Below are 23,736 nucleotides of genomic sequence, written 5' to 3' on the forward strand. Positions count from 1 at the left end.
TCTTCCGCTTCCGGTTTATTGTTGAATTCCCTGCCTGATAATAATCCGGAGAACATCGCGTGTTTCAGAAAGTAGACGCCTACGCTGGCGACCCTATCCTCTCCTTGATGGAGCGTTTCAAAGAAGATCCTCGCAGCGACAAAGTGAACCTCAGCATTGGTCTTTACTACAACGAAGAGGGCATCATTCCTCAGTTGAAAGCCGTTGCCGAGGCCGAAGCGCGTCTTAACGCAACCCCGCACGGTGCTTCACTTTATCTGCCGATGGAAGGGTTAAACACCTACCGCAACACCATCGCGCCGCTGCTGTTTGGTGCGGACCACGCGGTGCTCGCGCAAAAGCGCGTGGCGACTATCCAGACGCTGGGTGGCTCGGGGGCGCTGAAAGTGGGCGCAGATTTCCTGAAAAAGTACTTCCCGGATTCCGGCGTATGGGTCAGCGACCCGACGTGGGAAAACCACGTTGCGATCTTCGAAGGCGCAGGCTTCAGGGTTGAAACCTATCCGTGGTTCGACAGCGAAACCAACGGTGTGCGCGTTGATGCGCTGCTGGAAAAGCTTAACACGTTACCGGCGCGCAGCATCGTATTGCTGCATCCGTGCTGCCATAACCCGACCGGTGCGGACCTCACCCATGCCCAGTGGGATGCGGTGATCGAGGTGCTGAAGGCGCGTAACCTGATCCCGTTCCTCGACATCGCCTATCAGGGCTTTGGCGCGGGCATGGAGGAGGACGCCTACGCCATTCGCGCGATTGCCAGCGCGGGGCTTCCCGCTCTGGTCAGCAACTCCTTCTCAAAAATTTTCTCCCTGTACGGTGAGCGCGTTGGCGGTCTGTCCGTGGTGTGTGAAGACGCCGAAGCCGCGGGACGCGTACTCGGTCAGCTGAAAGCGACGGTCCGCCGCATCTACTCCAGCCCGCCAAACTTTGGTGCGCAGGTGGTCGCGACCGTACTGGGCGACGAACAGCTGAAAGCCACCTGGCTTGCGGAAGTGGAAGGCATGCGTAAGCGGATCCTGTCGATGCGTCAGGCGCTGGTTAACGTGCTTAAAGAGGCAGTGCCAGGGCAGAATTTCGACTATCTGCTTAAGCAGCGCGGGATGTTCAGCTACACCGGACTGAGCGCTGCGCAGGTCGATCGCCTGCGTGAAGAGTTCGGCGTCTACCTGATCGCCAGCGGCCGTATGTGCGTGGCGGGGCTGAATGCTGGCAACGTCCAGCGCGTGGCGCAGGCCTTCGCTGCCGTAATGTAAGTATTCACTTACCTCCCTCTCCCCGTGGGAGAGGGCTGGGGTGAGGGCATCAGGCCGCACAAACAGGATGCCCGGCATTATGTGATCGTCTTCTTTTTATTCAACTTCATAAGTAAAAACTCCTTTCCTTCCCCTCCCGCTGGGGTTATGGTCGGATAGTTTTTTGACCATCCGCTCAAAATAAAACGATAACAAACTGAATATTCAGGGGAAAATATGCGCAAGATCACACTGGCGCTCAGCGCCGCCTGCTTATTATTCTCGCTAAATAGTACCGTTGTTGCGCGGGCTTCTGCACCGACGCCGCTTTACACCGGCACCACCGCCGCCATTCTTGCCGAACAGGCGCCCATTCACTGGGTTTCAGTGGCACAAATCGAAAACAGCCTGACGGGCCGCCCGCCGATGGCCGTGGGCTTCGACATTGACGATACCGTTCTCTTCTCCAGCCCCGGTTTTTGGCGCGGCAAAAAAACGTACTCCCCGGACAGCGAAGCCTATCTGAAAAACCCGGAGTTCTGGGAAAAGATGAACAACGGCTGGGATGAGTTCAGTATCCCGAAAGAGGTTGCCCGTGCGCTGATCGCCATGCACGTAAAGCGCGGCGACAGCATTTACTTCGTGACCGGACGTAGCCAGACCAAAACCGAAACCGTCTCGAAAACGCTACAGGATGATTTTCTGATCCCGGCAGCCAGCATGAACCCGGTCATTTTTGCCGGGGACCATGAAGGGCAAAACACCAAAACCCAGTGGCTGGAAAAGAAAAATATCAAAGTGTTCTACGGTGATTCAGATAACGACATCACCGCGGCGCAGGACGTGGGAGCCAGAGGCATCAGGGTGTTACGCGCCTCGAACTCCACCTACCGACCGCTGCCCATGGCCGGAAAATTTGGTGAAGAGGTGATCGTTAACTCGGAATACTGATGCATTAACGGCGGGGTGGATGCTTTTTTATTCAAATATCGCCGCGCGGGTTTTACCTTTCGCTTTCTTGCTGCACACTTAGAAAGATTCACCTTTCATAATGGAGCAGCACATGTGGTATCAACAGACCCTGACCTTAAGCGCAAAACCACGCGGATTTCACCTTGTGACGGACGAAGTCATCGGGCAAATCCGCGACCTCTCGCGCGTCAAAACGGGTTTGCTGCATCTGCTGCTTCAGCACACGTCTGCTTCTCTCACGCTCAATGAAAATTGCGATCCCACCGTCCGGTCTGACATGGAGCGGCATTTTCTGAAAACCGTCCCGGATAACGCTCCGTATGAGCATGATTACGAGGGGGCGGACGATATGCCTTCGCACATCAAATCCTCTTTGCTGAGCGTCTCGCTGATGCTGCCGGTCCACAACGGACGGCTACTGCTGGGCACGTGGCAGGGGATCTGGCTGGGAGAACATCGCATTCACGGTGGTTCGCGTAAAATTATCGCAACGCTACAAGGGGAATAAAGATGACAATTTCGGAGATACTTCAGTACTGCATGAGTAAGCCGGGTGCGGAACAAAGCGTTCACAGCGACTGGAAAGCCACGCAGATAAAAGTGGGTGATGTGCTGTTCGCAATGGTGAAAGAGGTGGAAGGTCGCCCGGCAGCATCGCTGAAAACCAGTCCGGAACTGGCCGATTTACTGCGCCAGCAGCACGATGATGTCAGGCCAAGTAAGCATCTGAATAAAGCGCACTGGAGTACGGTGTTTCTCGACGGCTCGCTGCCAGATTCGCAAATTTACTACCTGGTGGATGCGTCGTATCAACAGGCGGTTGAACTGCTGCCGGAAACGATCCGACAGCAGCTCTCCGTATGACGATTACAGCAACGGTTTGAGGAAGCGTGCGGTGTGCGAGGCTTCGCACTCTGCAACGGTCTCTGGCGTACCGGAGACGAGGATTTCACCGCCGCCGCTGCCGCCTTCCGGGCCGAGATCGACAATCCAGTCTGCGGTTTTAATCACGTCCAGGTTGTGCTCAATCACCACGATGGTGTTGCCCTGATCGCGCAGCTGGTGGAGCACATCAAGCAGTTGCTGAATATCCGCAAAATGCAGGCCGGTGGTCGGCTCATCCAGAATGTACAGCGTCTGACCGGTTCCACGTTTGGACAGCTCGCGCGCCAGCTTCACGCGCTGCGCTTCACCGCCGGACAGCGTTGTCGCTGACTGCCCCAGACGAATATAGGTCAGACCCACGTCCATCAGGGTTTGCAGCTTACGCGCCAGCGCAGGGACGGCGTCAAAGAACTCGCGCGCCTCTTCGATGGTCATATCCAGCACTTCGTGGATGGTCTTGCCTTTGTACTTAATCTCCAGCGTTTCGCGGTTATAGCGCTTGCCTTTGCACTGGTCGCACGGCACGTAGATATCCGGCAGGAAGTGCATCTCAACCTTGATCACGCCGTCGCCCTGGCACGCTTCACAGCGGCCACCGCGCACGTTAAAGCTGAAACGTCCTGGCGTATAGCCACGTGAACGTGATTCCGGCACACCGGCAAAGAGTTCACGTACGGGCGTAAAGACGCCAGTATAGGTCGCCGGGTTGGAACGTGGCGTACGACCAATCGGACTCTGGTCGATGTCGATAACCTTGTCGAAATGCTCCAGCCCCTGAATGTCGCGGTACGGTGCAGGTTCGGCCAGCGTTGCGCCGTTCAGCGCCGTCTGTGCAATCGGGAACAGCGTATCGTTGATCAGCGTCGATTTACCGGAACCGGACACGCCGGTGATGCAGGTAAACAGCCCGACAGGCAGCGTCAGGGTCACGTCTTTCAGGTTATTGCCGCGCGCGCCGGTCAGCTTCAGCACTTTTTCCGGGTTCGCCGCCACGCGCTGTTTTGGCACTTCAATTTTACGCTTGCCGCTCATGTACTGACCGGTCAGCGACTCGGGCACCGCCATAATGTCTTTCAGCGTCCCTTCAGCCACCACCTGGCCGCCGTGCACGCCAGCGCCCGGGCCAATGTCAATCACATGGTCAGCCGCGCGGATCGCATCTTCGTCGTGCTCCACCACGATCACCGTATTGCCGAGATTGCGCAGGTGAACCAGCGTACCGAGCAGGCGTTCGTTGTCGCGCTGGTGCAGGCCGATAGACGGCTCATCCAGCACGTACATCACGCCGACCAGACCGGCACCAATCTGGCTCGCCAGACGGATACGCTGAGCTTCACCGCCGGAGAGCGTTTCAGCCGAGCGGGAAAGCGTCAGGTAGTTCAGGCCGACGTTCACGAGGAACTTGAGGCGATCGCCGATCTCTTTCAGCACTTTTTCGGCGATTTTCGCGCGCTGGCCGGAGAGCTTCAGGTTGTTGAAGAAGTCCATCGCGTGACCGATGCTCATGTCTGAGATGGTCGGCAGCGCCGTGTTTTCCACAAACACGTGACGCGCTTCGCGACGCAGACGTGTGCCCTCACAGGTGGCGCAGGAGCGGTTGCTGATAAACTTCGCCAGCTCCTCGCGCACCGCGCTGGATTCGGTCTCTTTGTAGCGGCGTTCCATATTGTGCAGCACCCCTTCGAACGGGTGTCGACGCACGGAGGTGTCACCGCGATCGTTCATGTACTTGAACTCGATGTTCTCTTTGCCGGAACCGAACAGGATCACTTTATGTACGTTCGCGCTCAGGCTGGCCCACGGGGCTTCAACGTCGAACTTATAGTGCTCTGCCAGCGACTTCAGCATCTGGAAGTAGTAAAAATTACGCTTATCCCAGCCGCGAATGGCGCCACCCGCCAGCGACAGCTCCGGATTCTGGATCACGCGGTCGGGGTCGAAATACTGTTGAACGCCGAGGCCGTCACAGGTCGGGCACGCGCCCGCCGGGTTGTTGAACGAGAACAGGCGCGGTTCCAGCTCGCGCATGCTGTAGCCGCAAATCGGGCAGGCGAAGTTGGCGGAGAAGAGCAGCTCTTCCGCTTTCGCATCGTCCATGTCTGACACCACCGCCGTGCCGCCCGACAGTTCCAGTGCCGTTTCAAAAGATTCCGCCAGACGTGTCGCCAGATCTTCACGTACCTTAAAGCGGTCAATCACCACTTCGATGGTGTGTTTCTTTTGTAACTCCAGCTTTGGCGGATCGGACAGGTCACACACTTCGCCGTCGATACGGGCGCGGATATACCCCTGGCTTGCCAGGTTTTCCAGCGTTTTGGTGTGTTCGCCTTTACGCTCTTTAATGATTGGCGCCAGCAGCATCAGGCGTTTGCCTTCCGGCTGCGACAGCACGTTATCGACCATCTGGCTGACGGTCTGGGCTGCCAGCGGGACGTCGTGATCCGGGCAGCGCGGCTCGCCCACGCGTGCATACAGCAGGCGCAGGTAGTCATGAATTTCGGTAATGGTACCGACCGTTGAACGCGGGTTATGCGACGTGGATTTCTGCTCAATGGAGATAGCAGGGGACAACCCTTCAATGTGGTCGACATCCGGTTTTTCCATCAGCGACAGGAACTGACGCGCGTACGCCGAGAGTGATTCAACGTAACGACGCTGTCCTTCGGCATACAAGGTGTCGAAAGCCAGTGAGGATTTGCCAGACCCCGAAAGCCCGGTCACGACGATGAGTTTGTCGCGAGGGATTATGAGGTTGATATTCTTGAGATTGTGGGTGCGGGCGCCCCGAACTTCGATCTTATCCATTCACCTTTCCCGGTTGGAACACGGATTGCCTGATTTGTTTGAAGGACAAACGGCTGTCAGAAACGGCTAATTATGACACAAAATGACCTGTTTGAATATACAGTATTGGAATGCATTTTCTGATTCACTGTGTAACAATGTCGAGTCCGCAAGAGAACTCTGGAACATGCTACGCAACTATCAAAGTGTCGCATGGAAATGGTACACTCGCGCGTTTACACTATTAAGAAACGTATTCAGGAGACACGAACATGGCCAGCAGAGGCGTAAACAAGGTGATTCTCGTCGGTAATCTGGGCCAGGACCCGGAAGTACGCTACATGCCGAGTGGTGGCGCAGTTGCCAACATTACGCTGGCTACTTCCGAATCCTGGCGTGATAAAGCGACCGGTGAAATGAAAGAGCAGACCGAATGGCACCGCGTTGTGCTGTTTGGCAAACTGGCAGAAGTGGCCGGTGAGTATCTGCGTAAAGGTTCTCAGGTCTATATCGAAGGCCAGCTGCGTACCCGCAAATGGACCGATCAGTCCGGTCAGGAAAAATACACCACGGAAGTGGTGGTAAACGTGGGCGGCACCATGCAGATGCTGGGTGGCCGTCAGGGCGGTGGCGCACCGGCAGGTGGCGGCCAGAACCAGCAGCAGGGCGGTTGGGGTCAGCCTCAGCAGCCACAGGGCGGCAACCAGTTTAGCGGCGGCGCGCAGTCTCGTCCGCAGCAGCAGTCTGCTCCGGCACCGTCTAACGAACCGCCAATGGACTTCGACGACGATATTCCGTTCTGATATCCAGACGCGTAAAACAAAAAAACCCAGACACCTGTCTGGGTTTTTTAATAACAGGCGATCAGGTAATCACCATCGGCCAGTCTGGCGGCGTATGGCTCATGGCTTCAACCATCACCACTTTAATGTTTTCCCAGACGGCGGCCATATCCACCAACGTAATGCCGAGCAAACCTGTCGCGAACCAGCATGCGGCGCCCAACCCTAACAGGGTGCTAATCACCGCAAGACCTGCGTAGTCGGACTTTCGGAACTGAATGTTTAACGTGCTGGCTAAAAACATCAAAACCGCGCTCAACAACGGCCAGCGCAGGAGCACCATGCTGGTGGTAATGGTTGCCATAAAACCCATCCTCGACAAAACAGACGAACTAGAATGAAACAATGTTTCTCGTTACATAAGATGTGTGAACTATATCACATTTGCTGTTTTATTCGCCAGTGTCACATTGAGGAAAAATGGGCGATTTATCACCCTGGAGAATATATCTTTGTCAGCGGGGCTGGTGCCTCAGCGCCGCGTCGGCGTGGGCATGTGCGCAAGAGAGCAGGTGAACACGCGGCCCATGCAGGGAATGCGTCGGGTGAGTCGTTTTACGGAAAAATGGAAACGCTATTTGTCGGGCGTTGCAAAAAATAATGTGGTCGCATCTGATTATGAATAAATCAAATAACGTAGCATCCACGAACAATTATCACGGCGTTGCTGGTTCATCCTGCATCTTTTTCATGCGCTCAGACGTTTGGTTAAATCAACGATTCTCTGCCGTGCTAACTTAAACCGCCCGGCTGTGCTGGATAATTATTTTCCTTAATAGAAATTGAACGAATACTTTCAGTTTAGCTTACGGGAAAATATTATCGGCATCACGAATTTTAGGATTTTTAATACCAAAAGTCAGTTGCTAACTTCGCATGATTCATGCAACGTAATCACCTGTTTATCACAGCAGCCGGCCTTCATTACTACAGGCGTACAACATGCAGGGATACAGAGCGGGAAATGAATCGTAGCGCGGCGCAAAATGCTCAACGTGGTCGGGATTTTCATGGTAGTTATGCTGCCGGTGATGCTTGCGCTATGGTTTGCCCAGATCAGAGCCGTGTCGGAAATCAGCGCCCAGCTGCGCACGTTTGCTGAACTTACTTTAAACAAAACTGAACGGGTTATTCAACAGGTTGATCTGGCTCGGGAAGAGGCGGAAAAATATCAGGGTAACGTTTGTACGCCGACGCATCGTCAATATATGTTGAACGTTGCACGCGGTCGTCTTTTTGTTGCCGATTTAATTTACGCTGAAGGGCAGCGTTTTCTTTGCTCGACCCTTTTCACACCGGACCATCCTTACACTATCCCCGCTGCCAATTACACACGTAAACCCGACGTTGCCATCTATTATTTTCGCGATACGCCATTTTTTAATGGTTATAAAATGATATATATGCAGCGCGGAAATTATGTCGTCGTGGTTAATCCGCTTTCGTACAGTGAGGTGATGTCAGACGATCGTTCTCTGTCGTGGGGAGTGTATGACACCGTCAGCAATGCATTCTTTTCTGTCAGCCAGAAAGCCAATATTTCTTTAATGCATTCGATGATTCGACATCAGGAAACGACTTTTCAGAAAGGTGAGCGTTTTTATACGATCGTCAAATCGCAGCAGCGACCGATTGCGGCTATCGTTTCAACGTCCAATGCCCGTTTTTATAAAACGCTTTATCATCAGGCTACCCTGACGCTACCGCTGGGGATGATTTGCAGCATTATTATGCTGCTGGTGTGGTCGCGTACACACCGTGAATTCAATTCGCCTGGCCGTCTTCTGCATCGGGCGCTGAATAAACGCCAGCTGTGCGTCCATTATCAGCCCATTATTGATATTAAACATAATCAGTGCGTGGGGGCAGAGGCGTTGTTACGCTGGCCGGGATTCAACGGGCAGGTTATGAGCCCCGCGGAATTTATTCCCCTGGCAGAAAAAGAGGGGATGATTGAGCGCATTACGGACTACGTCGTGGAGGAGGTGTTCAGCGATCTGGGGCATTTCCTTGCCGCTCATCCTCATCTGTATGTCTCAATAAACCTGTCGGCCTCAGATTTCCACTCCTCGCGTCTTATCGCTCTGATCTCCGACAAAGCCCGCTATTACTCGGTTCGCGCGCAGCAAATCAAAATTGAGGTGACAGAGCGTGGTTTTATTGATGTACCTAAAACGACGCCGGTCATCCAGGCGTTTCGCCAGGCGGGCTATGAAGTGGCGATCGATGATTTCGGAACCGGCTACTCTAACCTGCATAACCTCTATTCGCTCAACGTCGATATCCTGAAAATCGACAAATCCTTTATCGATACCTTAACCACCAACAGCACCAGCCACCTGATTGCCGAGCACATCATTGAGATGGCGCAAAGCCTGCGGCTGAAAACCATTGCGGAAGGGGTCGAGACGGGGGAGCAGGTGAACTGGCTACTGAAACGTGGCGTGCAGTATTGTCAGGGATGGCACTTCGCGAAAGCGATGCCGCCGCAGGCATTTATGGCCTGGCAGCAGCAACCCTCGCGTTAACACGCATTAATTAAGCTGATGGCGGTAGTCGCTCGGCGTACGGTCAAATTCGCGGCGGAAGACGCGGGAAAAGGTCTGCTGCGACACATAGCCCAGATCCATTGCGATATCAAAAATGGGCCGCTGCGTTGAACGTAACGCCTGCGCCGCCAGCAGTAGCCTGCGCTGGCGAATGTAGTCACCCAGCGTTTGATGCATTACGGTGCGGAACATTCTCTGTAAATACCATTTCGAATAGCCCGACTTCTTAGCGACCACATCAATGTTCAACGGCTGGTCGATATGTTCATCAATCCATTCAATAAGTGTCTGAATAATCTGCTGATGCGACATAAGGTTGCCCTCTGTAGATACAACTTTCTCGGTTGATTCGTCGTTTTCTCTGCGGGGGAGTATAATTCCTCAAGTTAACTTGAGGTAAAGAGGTTTTATGGAAAAGAGATTACCGCGCATCAAAGCGCTGTTAACCCCCGGTGAAGTGGCGAAGCGAAGCGGTGTGGCGGTGTCGGCGCTCCACTTCTATGAAAGCAAAGGGTTAATAAAAAGTATCCGTAACGCCGGAAATCAGCGGCGCTACACCCGTGACGTGCTCCGCTACGTGGCGATTATCAAAATTGCGCAACGTATTGGCATTCCCCTGGCCACCATCGGTGACGCGTTCGGCGTTTTGCCGGAAGGGCACTCGTTGAGCGCGAAAGAGTGGAAGCAGCTGTCGTCCCAGTGGCGAGAGGAGCTGGACAGGCGCATTCATACGCTGGTCGCGCTGCGTGATGAGCTGGACGGTTGTATCGGCTGCGGCTGTCTCTCACGTAGCGACTGCCCGTTGCGTAACCCCGGCGACAGGCTGGGCGAGCAGGGAACAGGGGCACGGCTGCTGGAGGAGGATTGAGAGGCGCAGCCGCCACCCGGCAACAGCATAAAGAACTAAAGCGCCACTCAGGGCGCTTTAGTTTTTTCCGGTCTTTGTCTTTCTCTCTATCCCGCTGGTTCACGGGAGGGTTTCCCCCGACATCAGTACCCCTCGTGTCGAGCTTGTGGAGGAGGTTCCGGTTTGTACTGACACTTTAATTCTATGCCCGGCCGTCGTTTTTGCCACCGGAGATGATGAGATTTTAGCCGAATTTTTTTCGTGAAGTTGTTCAGTTTTCTATAGTTAAAAAGTATGAATCACCGGAGAACATCATGCTAACGGTCCACCACCTTAATCAGTCTCGTTCACATCGCGTCCTCTGGGCGCTGGAAGAGCTGGGTCTGACGTATGAGATTGTGCGCTATCAGCGCGAAAAAACCATGCTCGCGCCAGACGCGCTCAAAAAAGTCCATCCGCTGGGAAAATCCCCGGTACTGGAAGATAACGGACTGGTTCTGGCCGAATCAGGCGCGATCCTTGAATATCTTCAGGAAACGTACGATCCGGCGTCACAATTCAAACCGTTAGATCCTGCCCATAAAGTGCAGTATCGCTTCTGGCTCCATTACGCCGAAGGATCTCTGATGCCGCTGCTGTTAATGAAGCTGGTGTTCAACAGCCTCGGTAAACCCCCCGTCCCGTTTGGCCTGCGCACGCTGGGTAAGGCGCTGGGACAGGGCGTGCAAAAAGCGTATCTCAACCGCCAGCTGGAAACGCATGCGCGCTTTATTAACGATCATCTCGCCGAAAACAGCTGGTTTGCCGGCGACACGCTGACCATGGCTGATATTCAGATGAGTTTTCCCCTCTTCGCCCTGCTGGCGAGGGGCGGCGTCGACAATCTCGACCACATAGCGGCGTGGAAAAAGAGAGTGGAAGCGCGCCCGGGGTGGCAGACCACGCTTGCGAAAGGCGGCCCGCTGACGATCCCCGGCGAGGGGTGAAATGTAACGAAATTGCGCATGGACGATAACGTTTGCGCATCCTCTGCTTAATTCTTCATCGTCACGAGGCAATTTTAGCGAAAAACGAGAAAGTTCAGTTGAAAAGGGCGGGTATTAGGCTAGATAATCGTTTGCCTACATTTGACCAGCCGTTTTGTAAGCGCGGAGCTAAACGTTTGCTTTTTTTGTGACGCCCCTTTCGTCGCAAACGCAGCACAAGGATTTGACGTTTCGCTGGCAGTGGAGTCTCCACCACGCTTACGGACTTTCAATAAAAATTTTCAGGGGATGTTTTCTATGTCTACGCCATCTGCGCGTACCGGCGGTTCACTTGACGCCATGTTTAAAATTTCTGCCCGCGGCAGCACCGTGCGCCAGGAAGTTGTCGCCGGTCTGACCACATTTCTGGCGATGGTGTACTCCGTCATTGTGGTGCCGGGCATGCTCGGCAAAGCGGGTTTCCCGCCAGCGGCGGTCTTCGTTGCCACCTGCCTGGTTGCGGGTGTGGGTTCGATTGTGATGGGCCTGTGGGCGAACCTGCCGCTGGCGATCGGTTGCGCCATCTCCCTGACCGCGTTTACCGCCTTCAGCCTGGTGCTGGGCCAGCATATTAGCGTCCCGGTAGCGCTCGGCGCGGTGTTCCTGATGGGTGTACTGTTCACCGTCATCTCTGCGACTGGCATCCGTAGCTGGATTTTGCGCAACCTGCCGCAGGGCGTGGCGCACGGTACCGGCATCGGTATTGGCCTGTTCCTGCTGCTCATTGCCGCAAACGGCGTGGGTCTGGTTATCAAAAACCCGCTGGATGGCCTGCCGGTTGCGCTGGGTAACTTCGCGAGCTTCCCGGTGATCATGTCGCTGGTGGGTCTGGCGGTGATTATCGGCCTGGAAAAACTGAAAGTGCCGGGCGGCATTCTGCTGACCATTATCGGCGTGTCCATCGTCGGCCTGATCTTCGACCCGACCGTTCATTTCTCCGGGATTTTCGCCATGCCGTCCCTGAGCGATGACAAAGGCAACTCCCTGATTGGCAGCCTGGATATTGTGGGCGCGCTGAACCCGGTGATCCTGCCAAGCGTGCTGGCGCTGGTAATGACCGCGGTGTTTGACGCCACCGGTACCATCCGCGCGGTGGCGGGGCAGGCTAACCTGCTGGATAAAGACGGCCAGATCATCGACGGCGGCAAAGCGTTGACTACCGACTCCCTGAGCAGCGTCTTCTCTGGTCTGGTGGGTGCGGCGCCTGCGGCGGTGTATATCGAATCCGCAGCGGGTACGGCGGCAGGCGGTAAAACCGGCCTGACGGCCATCACCGTCGGCGTGCTGTTCCTGCTGATCCTGTTCCTCTCTCCGCTCTCTTACCTGGTCCCGGCGTACGCGACCGCGCCAGCGCTGATGTACGTCGGCCTGCTGATGCTGAGCAACGTGGCGAAAATCGACTTTGCGGACTTCGTGGATGCGATGTCCGGACTGATCACCGCGGTATTTATCGTGCTGACCTGTAACATCGTGACCGGCATCATGATCGGTTTCGCCTCGCTGGTGATTGGCCGTCTGGTCTCCGGTGAGTGGCGCAAGCTGAACATTGGCACCGTGGTGATCGCCGTTGCGCTGGTCGCGTTCTACGCGGGCGGCTGGGCAATCTAAGTTATCCATTGATGCGAAAACGGGTGGCTCAGGCCGCCCGTTTTTATTTTCAGGACTCATCCCGTTGTCTTTTACGTTACTCTGGAGAGGATAGAATAAGAGGCACGACGCCTCAGGTTTGGCATATAAGAAACACAGCAAACAGGGAACGCATGGAAATTTTCTTCACAATACTCATCATGACCCTTGTGGTCTCGTTATCCGGGGTGGTTACACGCGTACTGCCCTTCCAGGTCCCCCTGCCTTTAATGCAAATAGCTATCGGTGCGCTGCTGGCGTGGCCGACGTTCGGTCTGCACGTGGAGTTCGATCCGGAACTGTTCCTCGTGCTGTTTATCCCGCCGCTGCTGTTTGCCGATGGCTGGAAAACCCCCACGCGCGAATTCCTTGAGCACGGGCGCGAGATCTTCGGTCTGGCGCTGGCGCTGGTAGTCGTCACCGTGGTTGGGATTGGTTTCCTGATCTACTGGGCCGTACCGGGGATCCCGCTTATACCCGCTTTTGCGCTGGCCGCCGTGCTGTCGCCTACCGACGCCGTGGCGCTGTCCGGCATTGTGGGCGAAGGGCGCATTCCAAAGAAAATTATGGGCATTTTGCAGGGCGAGGCGCTGATGAACGACGCCTCCGGTCTGGTGGCCCTGAAGTTTGCCGTGGCAGTTGCCATGGGCACCATGGTCTTTACCATCGGCGGCGCAACGCTGGAATTCTTCAAGGTGGCGATTGGCGGTATCCTTGCGGGCTTCGTGGTGAGCTGGCTGTACGGACGCTCGCTGCGCTTCCTCAGCCGCTGGGGGGGCGATGAACCGGCGACGCAGATCGTCCTGCTGTTCCTGCTGCCGTTTGCCTCTTATCTGATTGCCGAACACATCGGCGTGTCGGGCATTCTGGCAGCGGTCGCGGCAGGGATGACCATCACCCGCTCCGGCGTCATGCGCCGCGCGCCGCTGGCGATGCGCCTGCGTGCGAACAGCACCTGGGCAATGCTTGAGTTTGTGTTTAACGGCATGGTGTTCCTGCTGTTGGGCCTGCAACTGCCGGGCATTATGGAATCGTCGCTGATTGCAGCGGAGGCGGATCCAAACGTTGAAGTCTGGATGCTGTTTACCGATATCGTGCTGATCTACATGGCGCTGATGCTGGTGCGTTTCGGCTGGCTGTGGACGATGAAAAAGTTCAGCGTTCGCTTCCTGACGAAAAAGCCGATGGAGTTCGGCTCCTGGACCACGCGTGAGCTGCTGATTGCCTCTTTCGCGGGCGTACGCGGGGCGATTACCCTCGCTGGTGTGCTCTCCATTCCGCTGCTGCTGCCGACGGGCGACGTCTTCCCGGCGCGCTACGAGCTGGTATTCCTGGCGGCGGGCGTGATCCTCTTCTCGCTGTTTGTCGGCGTGATTATGTTGCCGATTCTGCTGCAACATATTGACGCGGGTGACTCCTCGCAACAGCACAAAGAAGAGCGGATTGCCCGCGCGGCGACGGCGGAAGTGGCGATTGTCGCCATCGAGAAGATGGAGGAGCGTCTGGCCGCCGATGCCGAAGAGAACATTGATAACCAGCTGCTGAAGGAAGTCAGTTCACGCGTGATCGGTAATTTACGTCGTCGTGCCGACGGACGTAACGACGTGGAGAGTTCGTTGCAGGAAGAGAACCTCGAACGCCGTTTCCGCCTGGCGGCGCTGCGCTCCGAGCGTGCCGAGCTGTATCACCTGCGCGCCACGCGACAGATCAGCAACGAGACGCTGCAAAAGCTGCTGCACGATCTGGATCTGCTGGAAGCGTTGTTAATAGAGAATCAGTAGTGCTGTAATTGCCCGGTGGCGCTGCGCTTACCGGGCCTACGTTTGAACCGTAGGCCGGGTAAGGCGAAGCCGCCACCCGGCACTATTCAGATCGCACCCAAAACCCCTCACAACATTGCAGCCACGCCTCTGCGCTGTGCGAAAGATAGACACCTTCACGCCATATCATTCCTAACTGCCAGTGCAGGTCACTCTCCAGCGGGATCCAGCGCAGCGTGTTTTTATCCAGCCGCTCGCAGATCGGCTGCGGCAGAATGGCAATCCCCACGCCCGCCTGTACCATCGCCGCCAGAAAATCCCACTGGCCGCTGCGTACCGCAATGCGCGGCTTCACGTTGTGCTGGTTAAACAGCGCCATCAGCTGGCGACTTAAGGCGAAGTCTTCGTTGTAAATCAGCAGGGGATGCTCGCCGAGAAGCTCGGGCTTCACCGAGTCTGTTTTCAGCCAGTCGCCGGAGCGGGGCACCAGTACGCACAGCGGGTGGCTGAACAGTGGTAGCGTCGCCAGGCCGCTCTCCTCCTCCACGGGAAGGGCGGTCATCGCCACGTCCAGTTCACCGTTCATCACCGCCTGCTGCACGGTCAGGCCACCAAATTCAGAAATTTTTAGCTCAACGCCGGGATAGCGCTGGCGAAACAGGCTGATCGGCCCGGCCATCATCATACCGACCATCGGCGGAATGCCGAGCCGCAGCAGCCCTTTGGTCAGGTGGTTGATGTCACCAAGCTCGGCCTCCAGCTGGCGGAACTCCGCCAGAATGGCCAGCCCGCGCTCGAACACCACGCGCCCGGTATCGGTCAGCAGCAGCTTGCGTCCGTCGCGGATCAGCAGGGTACAGTTCAGCTCATCTTCCAGGTTTTTCAGCATCTTGCTAATGGTCGGCTGGGTAACGAACAACTTCTCCGCTGCGCGGGTAAAACTTTGCTGGCGAACCACCTCGACAAAATAGCGCAGCGTTCTTATGTCCATGATTATTCCTCGAAACTATACCTTCGATGATTTTAATTCATTTCAGTCCATACCGTGCGCTCACTATACTGGCGCCTCGTCTCATTTCTGAGGAAAACCCCCATGGCCGTGGCGTTAAGCCGTGTTACGCCTGCCGTTGTGCAACGACTCCAGGTACCGGTTCAGGTACTGCTCTACGCGGGACTGTTTGTTTTCGCGGAATATCTTGTCGGCTGGCTGCATCTTCCGCTGCCTGCCAACCTTGTCGGCATGGTGCTGATGCTGACGCTCATCCTGTGCCGCGTGATCCCCCTTCGCTGGGTCCGCGCCGGGGCGCGCTGGCTGCTGGCGGAGATGCTGTTGTTCTTTGTTCCTGCGGTGGTGGCGGTGGTGAACTATGCGCAGCTGCTGATGGTTGACGGCTGGCGCATCTTTGCGGTTATTGCCCTGAGCACGCTGATGGTGCTGGGTGCCACCGCCTGGGTGGTGGATAAAGTGTATCGCTTTGAAATCAGCAGGCAGACGCATGACTAACTTTCAGATAAGCGTGCTGTGCCTGATTGCGACCGTCGTCATCTACTTTGCCAACAAGCGCCTGTATCGCCGTTTTCGCGCGCTCCCGCTGATGCCGCTGGTCTTTACGCCGATCCTGCTGGTGCTGATGCTGGTCTTCGGTCATATCTCCTGGCAGAACTATATCGGTGAGTCCCACTGGCTGTTGTGGCTGCTCGGTCCGGCGACCATCGCCTTCGCCGTCCCCGTTTATGACAATCTCGCTATTATCAAACGCCACTGGATGTCGCTTAGCGCGGGCGTGATTACCGCCACGGTGGTGGCGGTGTGCAGCTCGGTCTGGCTGGCGCGGCTGTTTACGCTGTCGGATGAAATTCAGCGCAGCCTGGCGGTGCGTTCGGTGACCACCCCGTTTGCGCTGGCGGCTGCAAAACCGCTCGGCGGGCAGCCGGATCTGGTGGCGCTGTTTGTGGTGGTGACGGGCGTCTTCGGCATGGCGGTGGGGGATGTGCTGTTCCTGCGGCTTTCCATTCGCGAAGGGATGGCGAAAGGGGCGGGATTTGGCGCGGCGTCGCACGGGGCGGGGACGGCACGTTCGTATGAGCTGGGACAGCAGGAGGGCGTTGTCGCAAGCCTGGTGATGATGCTCTCGGGCATCACGATGGTGCTGATTGCGCCGCTGGTGGCGTGGGTGATGTTTTAAGCTCCCCGGCCAGAGCGACCGGGGAGAAAAGGCTTAGTGCGCGCGGCCCTGCTCAACGCCCAGGCCGGTCTGTGAACGGATAAACTGGGCGCGGAATTTCTCACGCTCCAGGTTACCCTCCGGCGAATTGTCGGTGGCCGAGAAGATCCAGATCCCGATAAACGCCACGGCAATGGAGAACAGCGCCGGGTACTCGTAAGGGAAGATGGCGCTTTCGTGACCGAGGATCTGCACCCAGATGGTCGGGCCGAGGATCATCAGAATTACCGCCGTCAGCAGGCCCAGCCAGCCGCCAATCATCGCCCCACGGGTGGTCAGTTTGGACCAGTACATGGAGAGCAGAATGATTGGGAAGTTACAGCTTGCCGCAATTGAGAAGGCCAGCCCCACCATAAAGGCGATGTTCTGCTTCTCGAACAGAATGCCTAACAGAATCGCCACAACGCCCAGCACCAGCACGGTGATTTTGGAGACCTTCAGCTCATCGCGTTCGCTCGCGCCTTTGCGGAAAACGTTGGCGTAGAAGTCATGCGATACCGCAGACGCGCCTGCCAGCGTCAGCCCGGCGACCACCGCGAGGATGGTGGCGAAGGCCACGGCAGAGATAAAGCCGAGGAACAGGTTGCCGCCCACCGCGTCGGCCAGGTGCACCGCCGCCATGTTGTTACCGCCAATCAGCGCGCCCGCCGCGTCTTTAAACGCCGGGTTCGCCCCCACCAGCATGATTGCGCCGAAGCCGATGATAAAGGTCAGGATATAGAAGTAACCCATAAAGCCGGTGGCGTAGAAGACGCTCTTACGCGCTTCACGCGCATCTGACACCGTAAAGAAGCGCATCAGAATGTGCGGCAGGCCAGCGGTACCGAACATCAGGCCGAGGCCGAGCGAGAGCGCGGATATCGGGTCTTTCACCAGCCCGCCCGGGCTCATGATCGCTTCCCCTTTCGGGTGTACTGACATGGCTTCGGTAAACAGATTATTGAAGCTAAAGCCGACGTGCTTCATCACCATAAAGGCCATAAAGCTCGCGCCGAACAGCAGCAGTACGGCTTTGATGATCTGCACCCAGGTCGTTGCCAGCATACCGCCGAACAGGACGTACATCACCATCAGCACCCCTACCAGCACCACCGCGACGTGGTAGTTCAGGCCGAACAGCAGCTCGATCAGCTTGCCTGCTCCCACCATCTGGGCAATCAGGTAAAGGGCCACGACCACCAGCGAACCGCAGGCAGAGAGCATGCGGATAGGGCCTTGTTTCAGGCGGTATGAAGCCACGTCCGCAAAGGTGTAGCGGCCAAGGTTACGCAGGCGCTCGGCAATCAGGAACAGAATGATCGGCCACCCCACGAGGAAGCCGAGGGAGTAGATCAGGCCGTCATAGCCGGAGGTGTAAACCAGCGCGGAGATCCCGAGGAACGAGGCGGCGGACATAAAGTCCCCCGCAATCGCCAGCCCGTTCTGAAAGCCGGTAATGTTGCCGCCCGCGGTGTAGTAATCGTTACGGGAGCGTACGCGTTTCGACGCCCAGTATGTGATATAGAGCGTCAGCACCACGAAAATCAGGAACATGATAATCGCCTGCCAGTTGGTAGGCTGGCGCTGGACTTCGCCGGTAATGGCATCTGCCGCGTGTGCGGCAAAGGGAAGTGTGGCGGCTAGCGCCGTCAGGACTCGCTTCATGATGCTTTTACCTCGCGCAGAACTTCTTTATTAAGACGATCGAATTCACCGTTGGCGCGCCAGACGTACACACCCGTCAGCACAAACGAAATCACAATCACGCCAATGCCAATCGGAATGCCGCGCGTGACGCTGGTTCCCGCGTGCAGCGGTGTACCGAGCCACTGCGGAGCAAAGGCGATGAGCATAATAAAGCCGACGTAAATCACCAGCATGATGATGGAAAGGATGAAGGCAAACCGTTGCCGTTTATCGACGAGCTCCCTGTAGTGCGCACTATTCTCTATCTGCTGACAAATATCGTTATTCATCACAGAGTCTCCAGAAGTAAGGTTGGTTTGTTTTATCCCCTCTCCCCTTTGGGGAGAGGGTTAGGGTGAGGGGAGGAAGGTGCGGTCTGATGCCCTCACCCCGGCCCTCTCCCAGGGGGAGAGGGAGAAAAAATTATGAAGGCATTGCGATGGCCTGCTTCTCTTCGAGCAGTTTGTCCACCACGCCAGGATCCGCAAGCGTTGAGGTATCACCGAGGTTACTGGTGTCGCCCGCCGCGATTTTGCGCAGAATACGACGCATAATTTTCCCGGAGCGGGTTTTCGGCAGCGAGTCGGTCCAGTGCAGCACGTCCGGCGTGGCAAGCGGGCCAATCTCTTTACGTACCCAGTTGCGCACCTCGGTATACAGCTCTGGCGACGGCTCTTCGCCGTGGTTCAGCGTGACGTAGGCGTAGATCGCCTGACCTTTGATGTTGTGCGGAATGCCGACAACCGCCGCTTCGGCAATCTTCGGATGCGACACCAGCGCGGACTCAATCTCCGCCGTGCCCAGACGGTGGCCGGAGACGTTCAGCACGTCGTCCACGCGCCCGGTGATCCAGTAATAACCGTCTTCGTCCCGGCGCGCGCCGTCGCCGCTGAAGTACATGTTTTTGAAGGTCGAGAAGTAGGTCTGCTCGAACCGCTCGTGGTCACCGAACAGGGTACGCGCCTGGCCCGGCCAGGAATCGACGATCACCAGGTTGCCCTCGGTGGCTCCTTCCTGCGGGTTGCCTTCGTTATCCACCAGCGCAGGCTGCACGCCGAAGAACGGACGGGTGGCCGAACCGGCCTTCAGCTGTGTCGCGCCCGGCATCGGGGTGATCATGAAGCCGCCGGTTTCGGTCTGCCACCAGGTGTCCATCACCGGGCATTTCTCGTTACCGATTTTCTTCCAGTACCACTCCCAGGCTTCCGGGTTGATCGGCTCACCCACGGAACCGAGGATGCGCAGGGAAGAGCGGTCGGTCCCTTCGATGGCCTTATCGCCCTCCGCCATCAGCGCACGGATTGCCGTTGGCGCGGTGTAGAGAATGTTGACCTGGTGCTTGTCGACCACCTGACACATACGCGCTGGCGTTGGCCAGTTCGGTACGCCTTCAAACATCAGCGTCGTTGCGCCGCAGGCCAGCGGGCCATACAGCAGGTAGCTGTGACCGGTGACCCAGCCCACGTCGGCGGTGCACCAGTAGATGTCGCCCGGATGGTAGTCGAAGACGTATTTAAAGGTGGTGGCTGCGTAAACCAGATAGCCGCCGGTGGTGTGCAGTACGCCTTTCGGCTTGCCGGTGGAGCCGGAGGTATAAAGGATAAACAGCGGATCTTCCGCGTTCATCTCTTCCGGCTGATGCTGGTCGCTGGCGTTCTCAATCAGATCGCTCCACCACAGGTCTCGCCCCTCGTGCCAGTCAATCTTGCCGCCTGTGCGCTTGAGGACAATGACGTTATTGATGGATGTTACGTTCGGGTTTTTCAGCGCTTCATCGACGTTTTTCTTCAGCGGAATGCCGCGCCCGGCGCGCACGCCTTCGTCAGCGGTGATCACCAGCTTCGAATTCGAGTCAACGATGCGCCCGGCAACCGCTTCAGGAGAAAAGCCGCCGAAGATAACGGAGTGGATCGCACCGATGCGCGCGCAGGCCAGCATAGCCACCGCAGCTTCCGGCACCATCGGCATATAGATCGCCACCACGTCGCCTTTTTTGATGCCCTGGGCCAGCAGCACGTTGGCGAAGCGGCAGACGTCGCGATGCAGTTCTTTATAGGAGATGTGTTTGCTCTGAGAGGCATCGTCGCCTTCCCAGATAATGGCCGTTTCGTTGCCGCGTTCGGCAAGATGACGGTCCAGGCAGTTCGCCGCCAGGTTCAGCGTGCCGTCTTCATACCATTTAATGGAGACATTGCCCGGCGCGAAAGAGGTGTTCTTGACCTTCTGATAAGGTTTGATCCAGTCGAGGATGTGACCCTGTTCACCCCAGAACGCGTCAGGGCTGGAAATGGATTGCTGATACTTCTCCTGGTACTGCTCCGGGCTTATCAGGCAACGGTCCGCAATGTTTGCGGGAATGTCGTGTTTGTGTATTTGGCTCATGGCTTTTTTTCTCCTTGTAAGATGTTAATAATATGTCGCAAAAACGTTAATAGTAGGGGCTTTACAAGCTTTGTTTAGTATTTGGGCGACAGATCACGCATTGTCTGAAGAGTATGAAAATTGAGCGAATGAATCTTTGAAGGTAAATAATTCACCAGAAGAATTATTCACTTTTTTGAAGTGAAAATATTTTGTATAACAAATGGTTATTTATGCGAATTGTTATAAATTACCGTCACTGACCTTTTTTGCAGTGAAATGCCTTGTTCTTTAAGGCTTGCGCAGCATGCCGTGCAAATGATACTCATACGCCGCGTTAAAAAATCCCATAAACCAACGCAACACAATTCATACCCTTTCAGTATGTCTCCATATTCATGCAGTTTTGATGGTGCGGAGATTCATTGAGGAAGTCAGTTTTTATGAAAAATTTGAAAGTCAGCCTGGCCTGGCAGATCCTGCTGGCCCTTGTGCTGGGCATTATGCTGGGCAGTTATCTCCATTATCATAGCGACAGCCGCGAGTGGCTGATTGCGAACCTGCTCTCTCCGGCAGGGGACATCTTTATTCATCTGATCAAGATGATTGTTGTGCCGATTGTGATCTCGACGCTGGTGGTCGGTATTGCCGGGGTAGGTGATGCGAAACAGTTAGGCCGCATCGGTGTGAAAACCATTCTTTATTTCGAAGTGATCACCACGGTTGCCATCATTCTTGGCATCACTCTGGCGAATGTGTTCCAGCCAGGGGCCGGGATCGATATGTCGCAGCTGGCGACGGTGGATATTTCGAAATACCAAAGCACCACCGCAGACGTGCAGAGCCATGCGCACGGTCTGATGGGCACTATCCTGTCGCTGGTGCCGACCAACATTATCGCGTCCATGGCGAAGGGCGAGATGCTGCCGATCATCTTCTTCTCGGTGCTGTTTGGTCTGGGGCTTTCTTCCCTGCCTGCGACGCACCGTGAACCGCTGGTCACCGTGTTCCGCTCTGTCTCCGAAACCATGTTTAAAGTGACCCACATGGTGATGCGCTATGCGCCGGTCGGGGTATTCGCGTTGATTGCCGTGACCGTGGCGAACTTCGGTTTTGCTTCCCTGTGGCCGCTGGCGAAGCTGGTAATTCTGGTGCACTTTGCCATCCTGTTCTTCGCGCTGGTGGTGCTGGGCATTGTGGCGCGCCTGTGCGGGCTGAGCATCTGGATCCTGATCCGCATCCTGAAAGATGAGCTGATTCTGGCGTACTCCACGGCAAGCTCCGAGAGCGTGCTGCCGCGTATCATTGAGAAGATGGAGGCCTACGGTGCACCGGCGTCCATCACCAGCTTTGTGGTGCCAACCGGCTACTCCTTTAACCTGGATGGTTCAACGCTGTACCAGAGTATCGCCGCTATCTTTATCGCGCAGCTGTACGGCATTGACCTGTCGCTGTGGCAGGAGATCGTGCTGGTGCTGACCCTGATGGTGACGTCCAAAGGTATTGCAGGCGTGCCGGGCGTCTCCTTCGTGGTGCTGCTGGCGACGCTGGGCAGCGTCGGTATTCCGCTGGAAGGCCTGGCGTTTATCGCCGGTGTGGACCGTATCCTCGATATGGCGCGTACCGCGCTGAACGTGGTGGGGAATGCGCTGGCGGTGCTGGTTATCTCCAAGTGGGAACACAAGTTCGACCGTAAAAAAGCGCTGGCGTATGAACGTGAGGTGCTGGGTCGTTTTGATAAAACGGCTGACCAGTGATGTAACTATTTTCCCTCTCCCCTTTGGGGAGAGGGTTAGGGTGAGGGGATTTTACTCCCCGCTTAACGCATCAAACTCTTCACACCCGGTATCAAACCCTTCGGTACAGCTCAGGTTTAACCAGTAAAGCGCTTTCTGTTTATTCGGTGTAATAAAGCCTTTCTCACCCTGCCTGAACAGCATTCCTGCCCAGTATTCCGCATAGCCCGTCCGGGAAAGGGCCGAGCTTCGCTTGAACCACGCCGCGGCCTGCACGTCATCCTGAGGGACTTCAACGCCGTTGGCATAGATCAGCCCAAGCAGCTGTTGCGCATCTACCGCCGAGTCGCTATCGATATCTTCGGTCGCTGATTGCAGCAGTGTGATGGCCTGCGGGTAGTCGGTTTTACCCGCCTCCGTATTCACCAGAATGCGCGCCAGCATAATCGTGCCGCGCTTGCTGCCTGCGATAGTGGCCTGCTGCGCCAGCGCTTTAGCCTGAGCGTAATCCCCCTGCGTAAAGAGGATCTGCGATAGCAACCCCATGGCGTCGACATCACCGCCTTTCGCGGCTTTCTCGGCCCACAGCGCGGCCTGCTTTCTGTCACCGGAGCTGAAGTACGTATCAGCAAGATAATACTGCGCGCGCGCATCGCCCGATTCAGCCTGCTTTTTATACTGGCTGCCTATCTCATCGGCATGGGTAAACGCGGTGAAAAATAACAACAACAGAAAAATGGGTTTCATGGATTCTTATCATCTGGGTACATGCCGCGCAGTATAATCGCGGCGACAGAAGAAAAAAACGGGTGCGTTAAGACCTCAGCATCCTACAAGCCGGGCGGAACCGCTGTTCCGCCCGAAGAGGTTAGCCTGCGTGACAGGCTAATTTCGCCGCCACCTCCTGATGTTCACCCTTTATTGAAAACTCACATAACTTACCGCGAGTAATAAAGGTAAAGATCACTATCGTCAGGCAAATAATAAAGACCATGCCCAGCTCAGTTTTTAATGGCGTCATGCCTTTTACTCCTTGTGAAAAAAAGAATAAGAGGCTACTCTCAACCTGTTGGTTGTTGAGGGGTAGCCTCGGGTAAATGCAAATTTCCCGGGGCTTTCCACTTTCTGTCCCTCAACAATGCTCAAGACAGAAAGTCTTAAGCACCCGCCGCTTATCTTATCCCTCTGAATTAAAATGCAAAGATGTAATTTATTTTCGCGTGAATT

23 protein-coding genes are annotated in these 23,736 nt (G+C 56.0%); 14 read left to right on the plus strand and 9 right to left on the minus strand.

The window, feature by feature from the left end:
* Nucleotides 1-59: 59 nt before the first annotated feature.
* From tyrB to ACOTX7_RS12865, 4 genes are all read left to right on the plus strand, one after another.
* Nucleotides 60-1,253 (plus strand): aromatic amino acid transaminase, encoded by a 1,194-nt coding sequence (tyrB, locus tag ACOTX7_RS12850; protein ID WP_006810475.1) that lies wholly within the window; start codon nucleotides 60-62, stop codon nucleotides 1,251-1,253.
* Nucleotides 1,254-1,469: 216 nt separating this feature from the next.
* Nucleotides 1,470-2,183, plus strand: a complete 714-nt coding sequence (aphA, locus tag ACOTX7_RS12855; RefSeq protein ID WP_006810474.1) for an acid phosphatase AphA — start codon at nucleotides 1,470-1,472, stop codon at nucleotides 2,181-2,183.
* A 112-nt stretch (nucleotides 2,184-2,295) separates the two neighbouring features.
* Nucleotides 2,296-2,712, plus strand: coding sequence for a secondary thiamine-phosphate synthase enzyme YjbQ (locus ACOTX7_RS12860; RefSeq protein ID WP_214592563.1), 417 nt, complete (start codon nucleotides 2,296-2,298; stop codon nucleotides 2,710-2,712).
* 2 nt (nucleotides 2,713-2,714) lie between these two features.
* On the plus strand, nucleotides 2,715-3,068 hold the full coding sequence (locus ACOTX7_RS12865) for an MmcQ/YjbR family DNA-binding protein (protein ID WP_006810472.1): 354 nt from the start codon (nucleotides 2,715-2,717) through the stop codon (nucleotides 3,066-3,068).
* 3 nt (nucleotides 3,069-3,071) lie between these two features.
* Here the strand turns inward: ACOTX7_RS12865 and uvrA are convergent, their stop codons facing one another.
* Entirely contained in the window at nucleotides 3,072-5,894 is a 2,823-nt protein-coding gene (uvrA, locus tag ACOTX7_RS12870; RefSeq protein WP_006810471.1) for an excinuclease ABC subunit UvrA, read from the minus strand.
* 251 nt (nucleotides 5,895-6,145) lie between these two features.
* On the opposite strand from uvrA, the gene ssb1 reads away from it, so the two are divergent.
* Nucleotides 6,146-6,676 carry a single-stranded DNA-binding protein SSB1 gene (ssb1, locus tag ACOTX7_RS12875; protein ID WP_006810470.1) on the plus strand — a complete coding sequence of 177 codons (531 nt, stop codon included), beginning with the start codon at nucleotides 6,146-6,148 and terminating at the stop codon, nucleotides 6,674-6,676.
* Between the two features lie 61 nt (nucleotides 6,677-6,737).
* Here ssb1 and ACOTX7_RS12880 read toward each other — a convergent pair whose 3' ends face one another.
* On the minus strand, nucleotides 6,738-7,019 hold the full coding sequence (locus ACOTX7_RS12880; RefSeq protein WP_022646751.1) for a YjcB family protein: 282 nt from the start codon (nucleotides 7,017-7,019) through the stop codon (nucleotides 6,738-6,740).
* Nucleotides 7,020-7,083: 64 nt separating this feature from the next.
* Here ACOTX7_RS12880 and ACOTX7_RS12885 point away from each other — a divergent pair, with 64 nt between their 5' ends.
* Nucleotides 7,084-7,341 carry a hypothetical protein gene (locus ACOTX7_RS12885; protein ID WP_221813578.1) on the plus strand — a complete coding sequence of 86 codons (258 nt, stop codon included), beginning with the start codon at nucleotides 7,084-7,086 and terminating at the stop codon, nucleotides 7,339-7,341.
* 384 nt (nucleotides 7,342-7,725) lie between these two features.
* A complete protein-coding gene (locus ACOTX7_RS12890) occupies nucleotides 7,726-9,243 on the plus strand; it encodes an EAL domain-containing protein (RefSeq protein ID WP_313771849.1) in 1,518 nt (505 codons plus the stop codon).
* 6 nt (nucleotides 9,244-9,249) lie between these two features.
* Here ACOTX7_RS12890 and soxS read toward each other — a convergent pair whose 3' ends face one another.
* Nucleotides 9,250-9,576 (minus strand): superoxide response transcriptional regulator SoxS, encoded by a 327-nt coding sequence (gene soxS, locus ACOTX7_RS12895; protein WP_003860277.1) that lies wholly within the window; start codon nucleotides 9,574-9,576, stop codon nucleotides 9,250-9,252.
* A 97-nt stretch (nucleotides 9,577-9,673) separates the two neighbouring features.
* On the opposite strand from soxS, the gene soxR reads away from it, so the two are divergent.
* The 4 genes from soxR to ACOTX7_RS12915 all read left to right on the plus strand — a co-directional run bounded on the left by soxR (nucleotide 9,674) and on the right by ACOTX7_RS12915 (nucleotide 14,543).
* Nucleotides 9,674-10,132: a redox-sensitive transcriptional activator SoxR gene (gene soxR / locus ACOTX7_RS12900; RefSeq protein WP_003860275.1), complete on the plus strand. Its 459-nt coding sequence runs from the start codon at nucleotides 9,674-9,676 to the stop codon at nucleotides 10,130-10,132.
* 293 nt (nucleotides 10,133-10,425) lie between these two features.
* On the plus strand, nucleotides 10,426-11,097 hold the full coding sequence (locus ACOTX7_RS12905; protein ID WP_006810467.1) for a glutathione S-transferase family protein: 672 nt from the start codon (nucleotides 10,426-10,428) through the stop codon (nucleotides 11,095-11,097).
* A 297-nt stretch (nucleotides 11,098-11,394) separates the two neighbouring features.
* Nucleotides 11,395-12,744 (plus strand): guanine/hypoxanthine transporter GhxP, encoded by a 1,350-nt coding sequence (gene ghxP, locus ACOTX7_RS12910; RefSeq protein WP_006810466.1) that lies wholly within the window; start codon nucleotides 11,395-11,397, stop codon nucleotides 12,742-12,744.
* Nucleotides 12,745-12,896: 152 nt separating this feature from the next.
* Nucleotides 12,897-14,543 carry a Na+/H+ antiporter gene (locus ACOTX7_RS12915; RefSeq protein ID WP_006810465.1) on the plus strand — a complete coding sequence of 549 codons (1,647 nt, stop codon included), beginning with the start codon at nucleotides 12,897-12,899 and terminating at the stop codon, nucleotides 14,541-14,543.
* A gap of 82 nt (nucleotides 14,544-14,625) precedes the next feature.
* Here the strand turns inward: ACOTX7_RS12915 and ACOTX7_RS12920 are convergent, their stop codons facing one another.
* Nucleotides 14,626-15,513, minus strand: coding sequence for a LysR family transcriptional regulator (locus ACOTX7_RS12920; RefSeq protein WP_221813576.1), 888 nt, complete (start codon nucleotides 15,511-15,513; stop codon nucleotides 14,626-14,628).
* A 102-nt stretch (nucleotides 15,514-15,615) separates the two neighbouring features.
* On the opposite strand from ACOTX7_RS12920, the gene ACOTX7_RS12925 reads away from it, so the two are divergent.
* Nucleotides 15,616-16,026 (plus strand): CidA/LrgA family protein, encoded by a 411-nt coding sequence (locus ACOTX7_RS12925; RefSeq protein WP_125358852.1) that lies wholly within the window; start codon nucleotides 15,616-15,618, stop codon nucleotides 16,024-16,026.
* Nucleotides 16,019-16,708, plus strand: coding sequence for an LrgB family protein (locus tag ACOTX7_RS12930; RefSeq protein ID WP_205922833.1), 690 nt, complete (start codon nucleotides 16,019-16,021; stop codon nucleotides 16,706-16,708). The genes ACOTX7_RS12925 and ACOTX7_RS12930 overlap by 8 nt, the downstream gene beginning before the upstream one ends.
* A 33-nt stretch (nucleotides 16,709-16,741) precedes the next feature.
* Here the strand turns inward: ACOTX7_RS12930 and actP are convergent, their stop codons facing one another.
* The 3 genes from actP to acs all read right to left on the minus strand — a co-directional run bounded on the left by actP (nucleotide 16,742) and on the right by acs (nucleotide 20,794).
* Entirely contained in the window at nucleotides 16,742-18,391 is a 1,650-nt protein-coding gene (gene actP / locus ACOTX7_RS12935) for a cation/acetate symporter ActP (RefSeq protein ID WP_221256787.1), read from the minus strand.
* The gene (locus tag ACOTX7_RS12940) at nucleotides 18,388-18,702 is read right to left on the minus strand and encodes a DUF485 domain-containing protein (RefSeq protein WP_047354135.1); all 315 of its coding nucleotides are present in this window, start codon (nucleotides 18,700-18,702) and stop codon (nucleotides 18,388-18,390) included. The genes actP and ACOTX7_RS12940 overlap by 4 nt, the downstream gene beginning before the upstream one ends.
* A 133-nt stretch (nucleotides 18,703-18,835) precedes the next feature.
* Nucleotides 18,836-20,794, minus strand: coding sequence for an acetate--CoA ligase (gene acs, locus ACOTX7_RS12945; protein WP_047354134.1), 1,959 nt, complete (start codon nucleotides 20,792-20,794; stop codon nucleotides 18,836-18,838).
* Nucleotides 20,795-21,216: 422 nt separating this feature from the next.
* Between acs and gltP the strand changes: the two genes are divergently transcribed.
* Nucleotides 21,217-22,530, plus strand: a complete 1,314-nt coding sequence (gene gltP / locus ACOTX7_RS12950; protein ID WP_006810458.1) for a glutamate/aspartate:proton symporter GltP — start codon at nucleotides 21,217-21,219, stop codon at nucleotides 22,528-22,530.
* 51 nt (nucleotides 22,531-22,581) lie between these two features.
* On the opposite strand, the gene ACOTX7_RS12955 is transcribed toward gltP, so the two are convergent.
* Entirely contained in the window at nucleotides 22,582-23,256 is a 675-nt protein-coding gene (locus ACOTX7_RS12955) for a tetratricopeptide repeat protein (RefSeq protein WP_221256788.1), read from the minus strand.
* A gap of 121 nt (nucleotides 23,257-23,377) precedes the next feature.
* Nucleotides 23,378-23,530, minus strand: coding sequence for a Hok/Gef family protein (locus ACOTX7_RS12960; RefSeq protein WP_221257196.1), 153 nt, complete (start codon nucleotides 23,528-23,530; stop codon nucleotides 23,378-23,380).
* Nucleotides 23,531-23,736: the final 206 nt, after the last annotated feature.

This window comes from Enterobacter cloacae complex sp. IR5418, from assembly GCF_049238105.1.
GTDB lineage: Bacteria > Pseudomonadota > Gammaproteobacteria > Enterobacterales > Enterobacteriaceae > Enterobacter > Enterobacter hormaechei.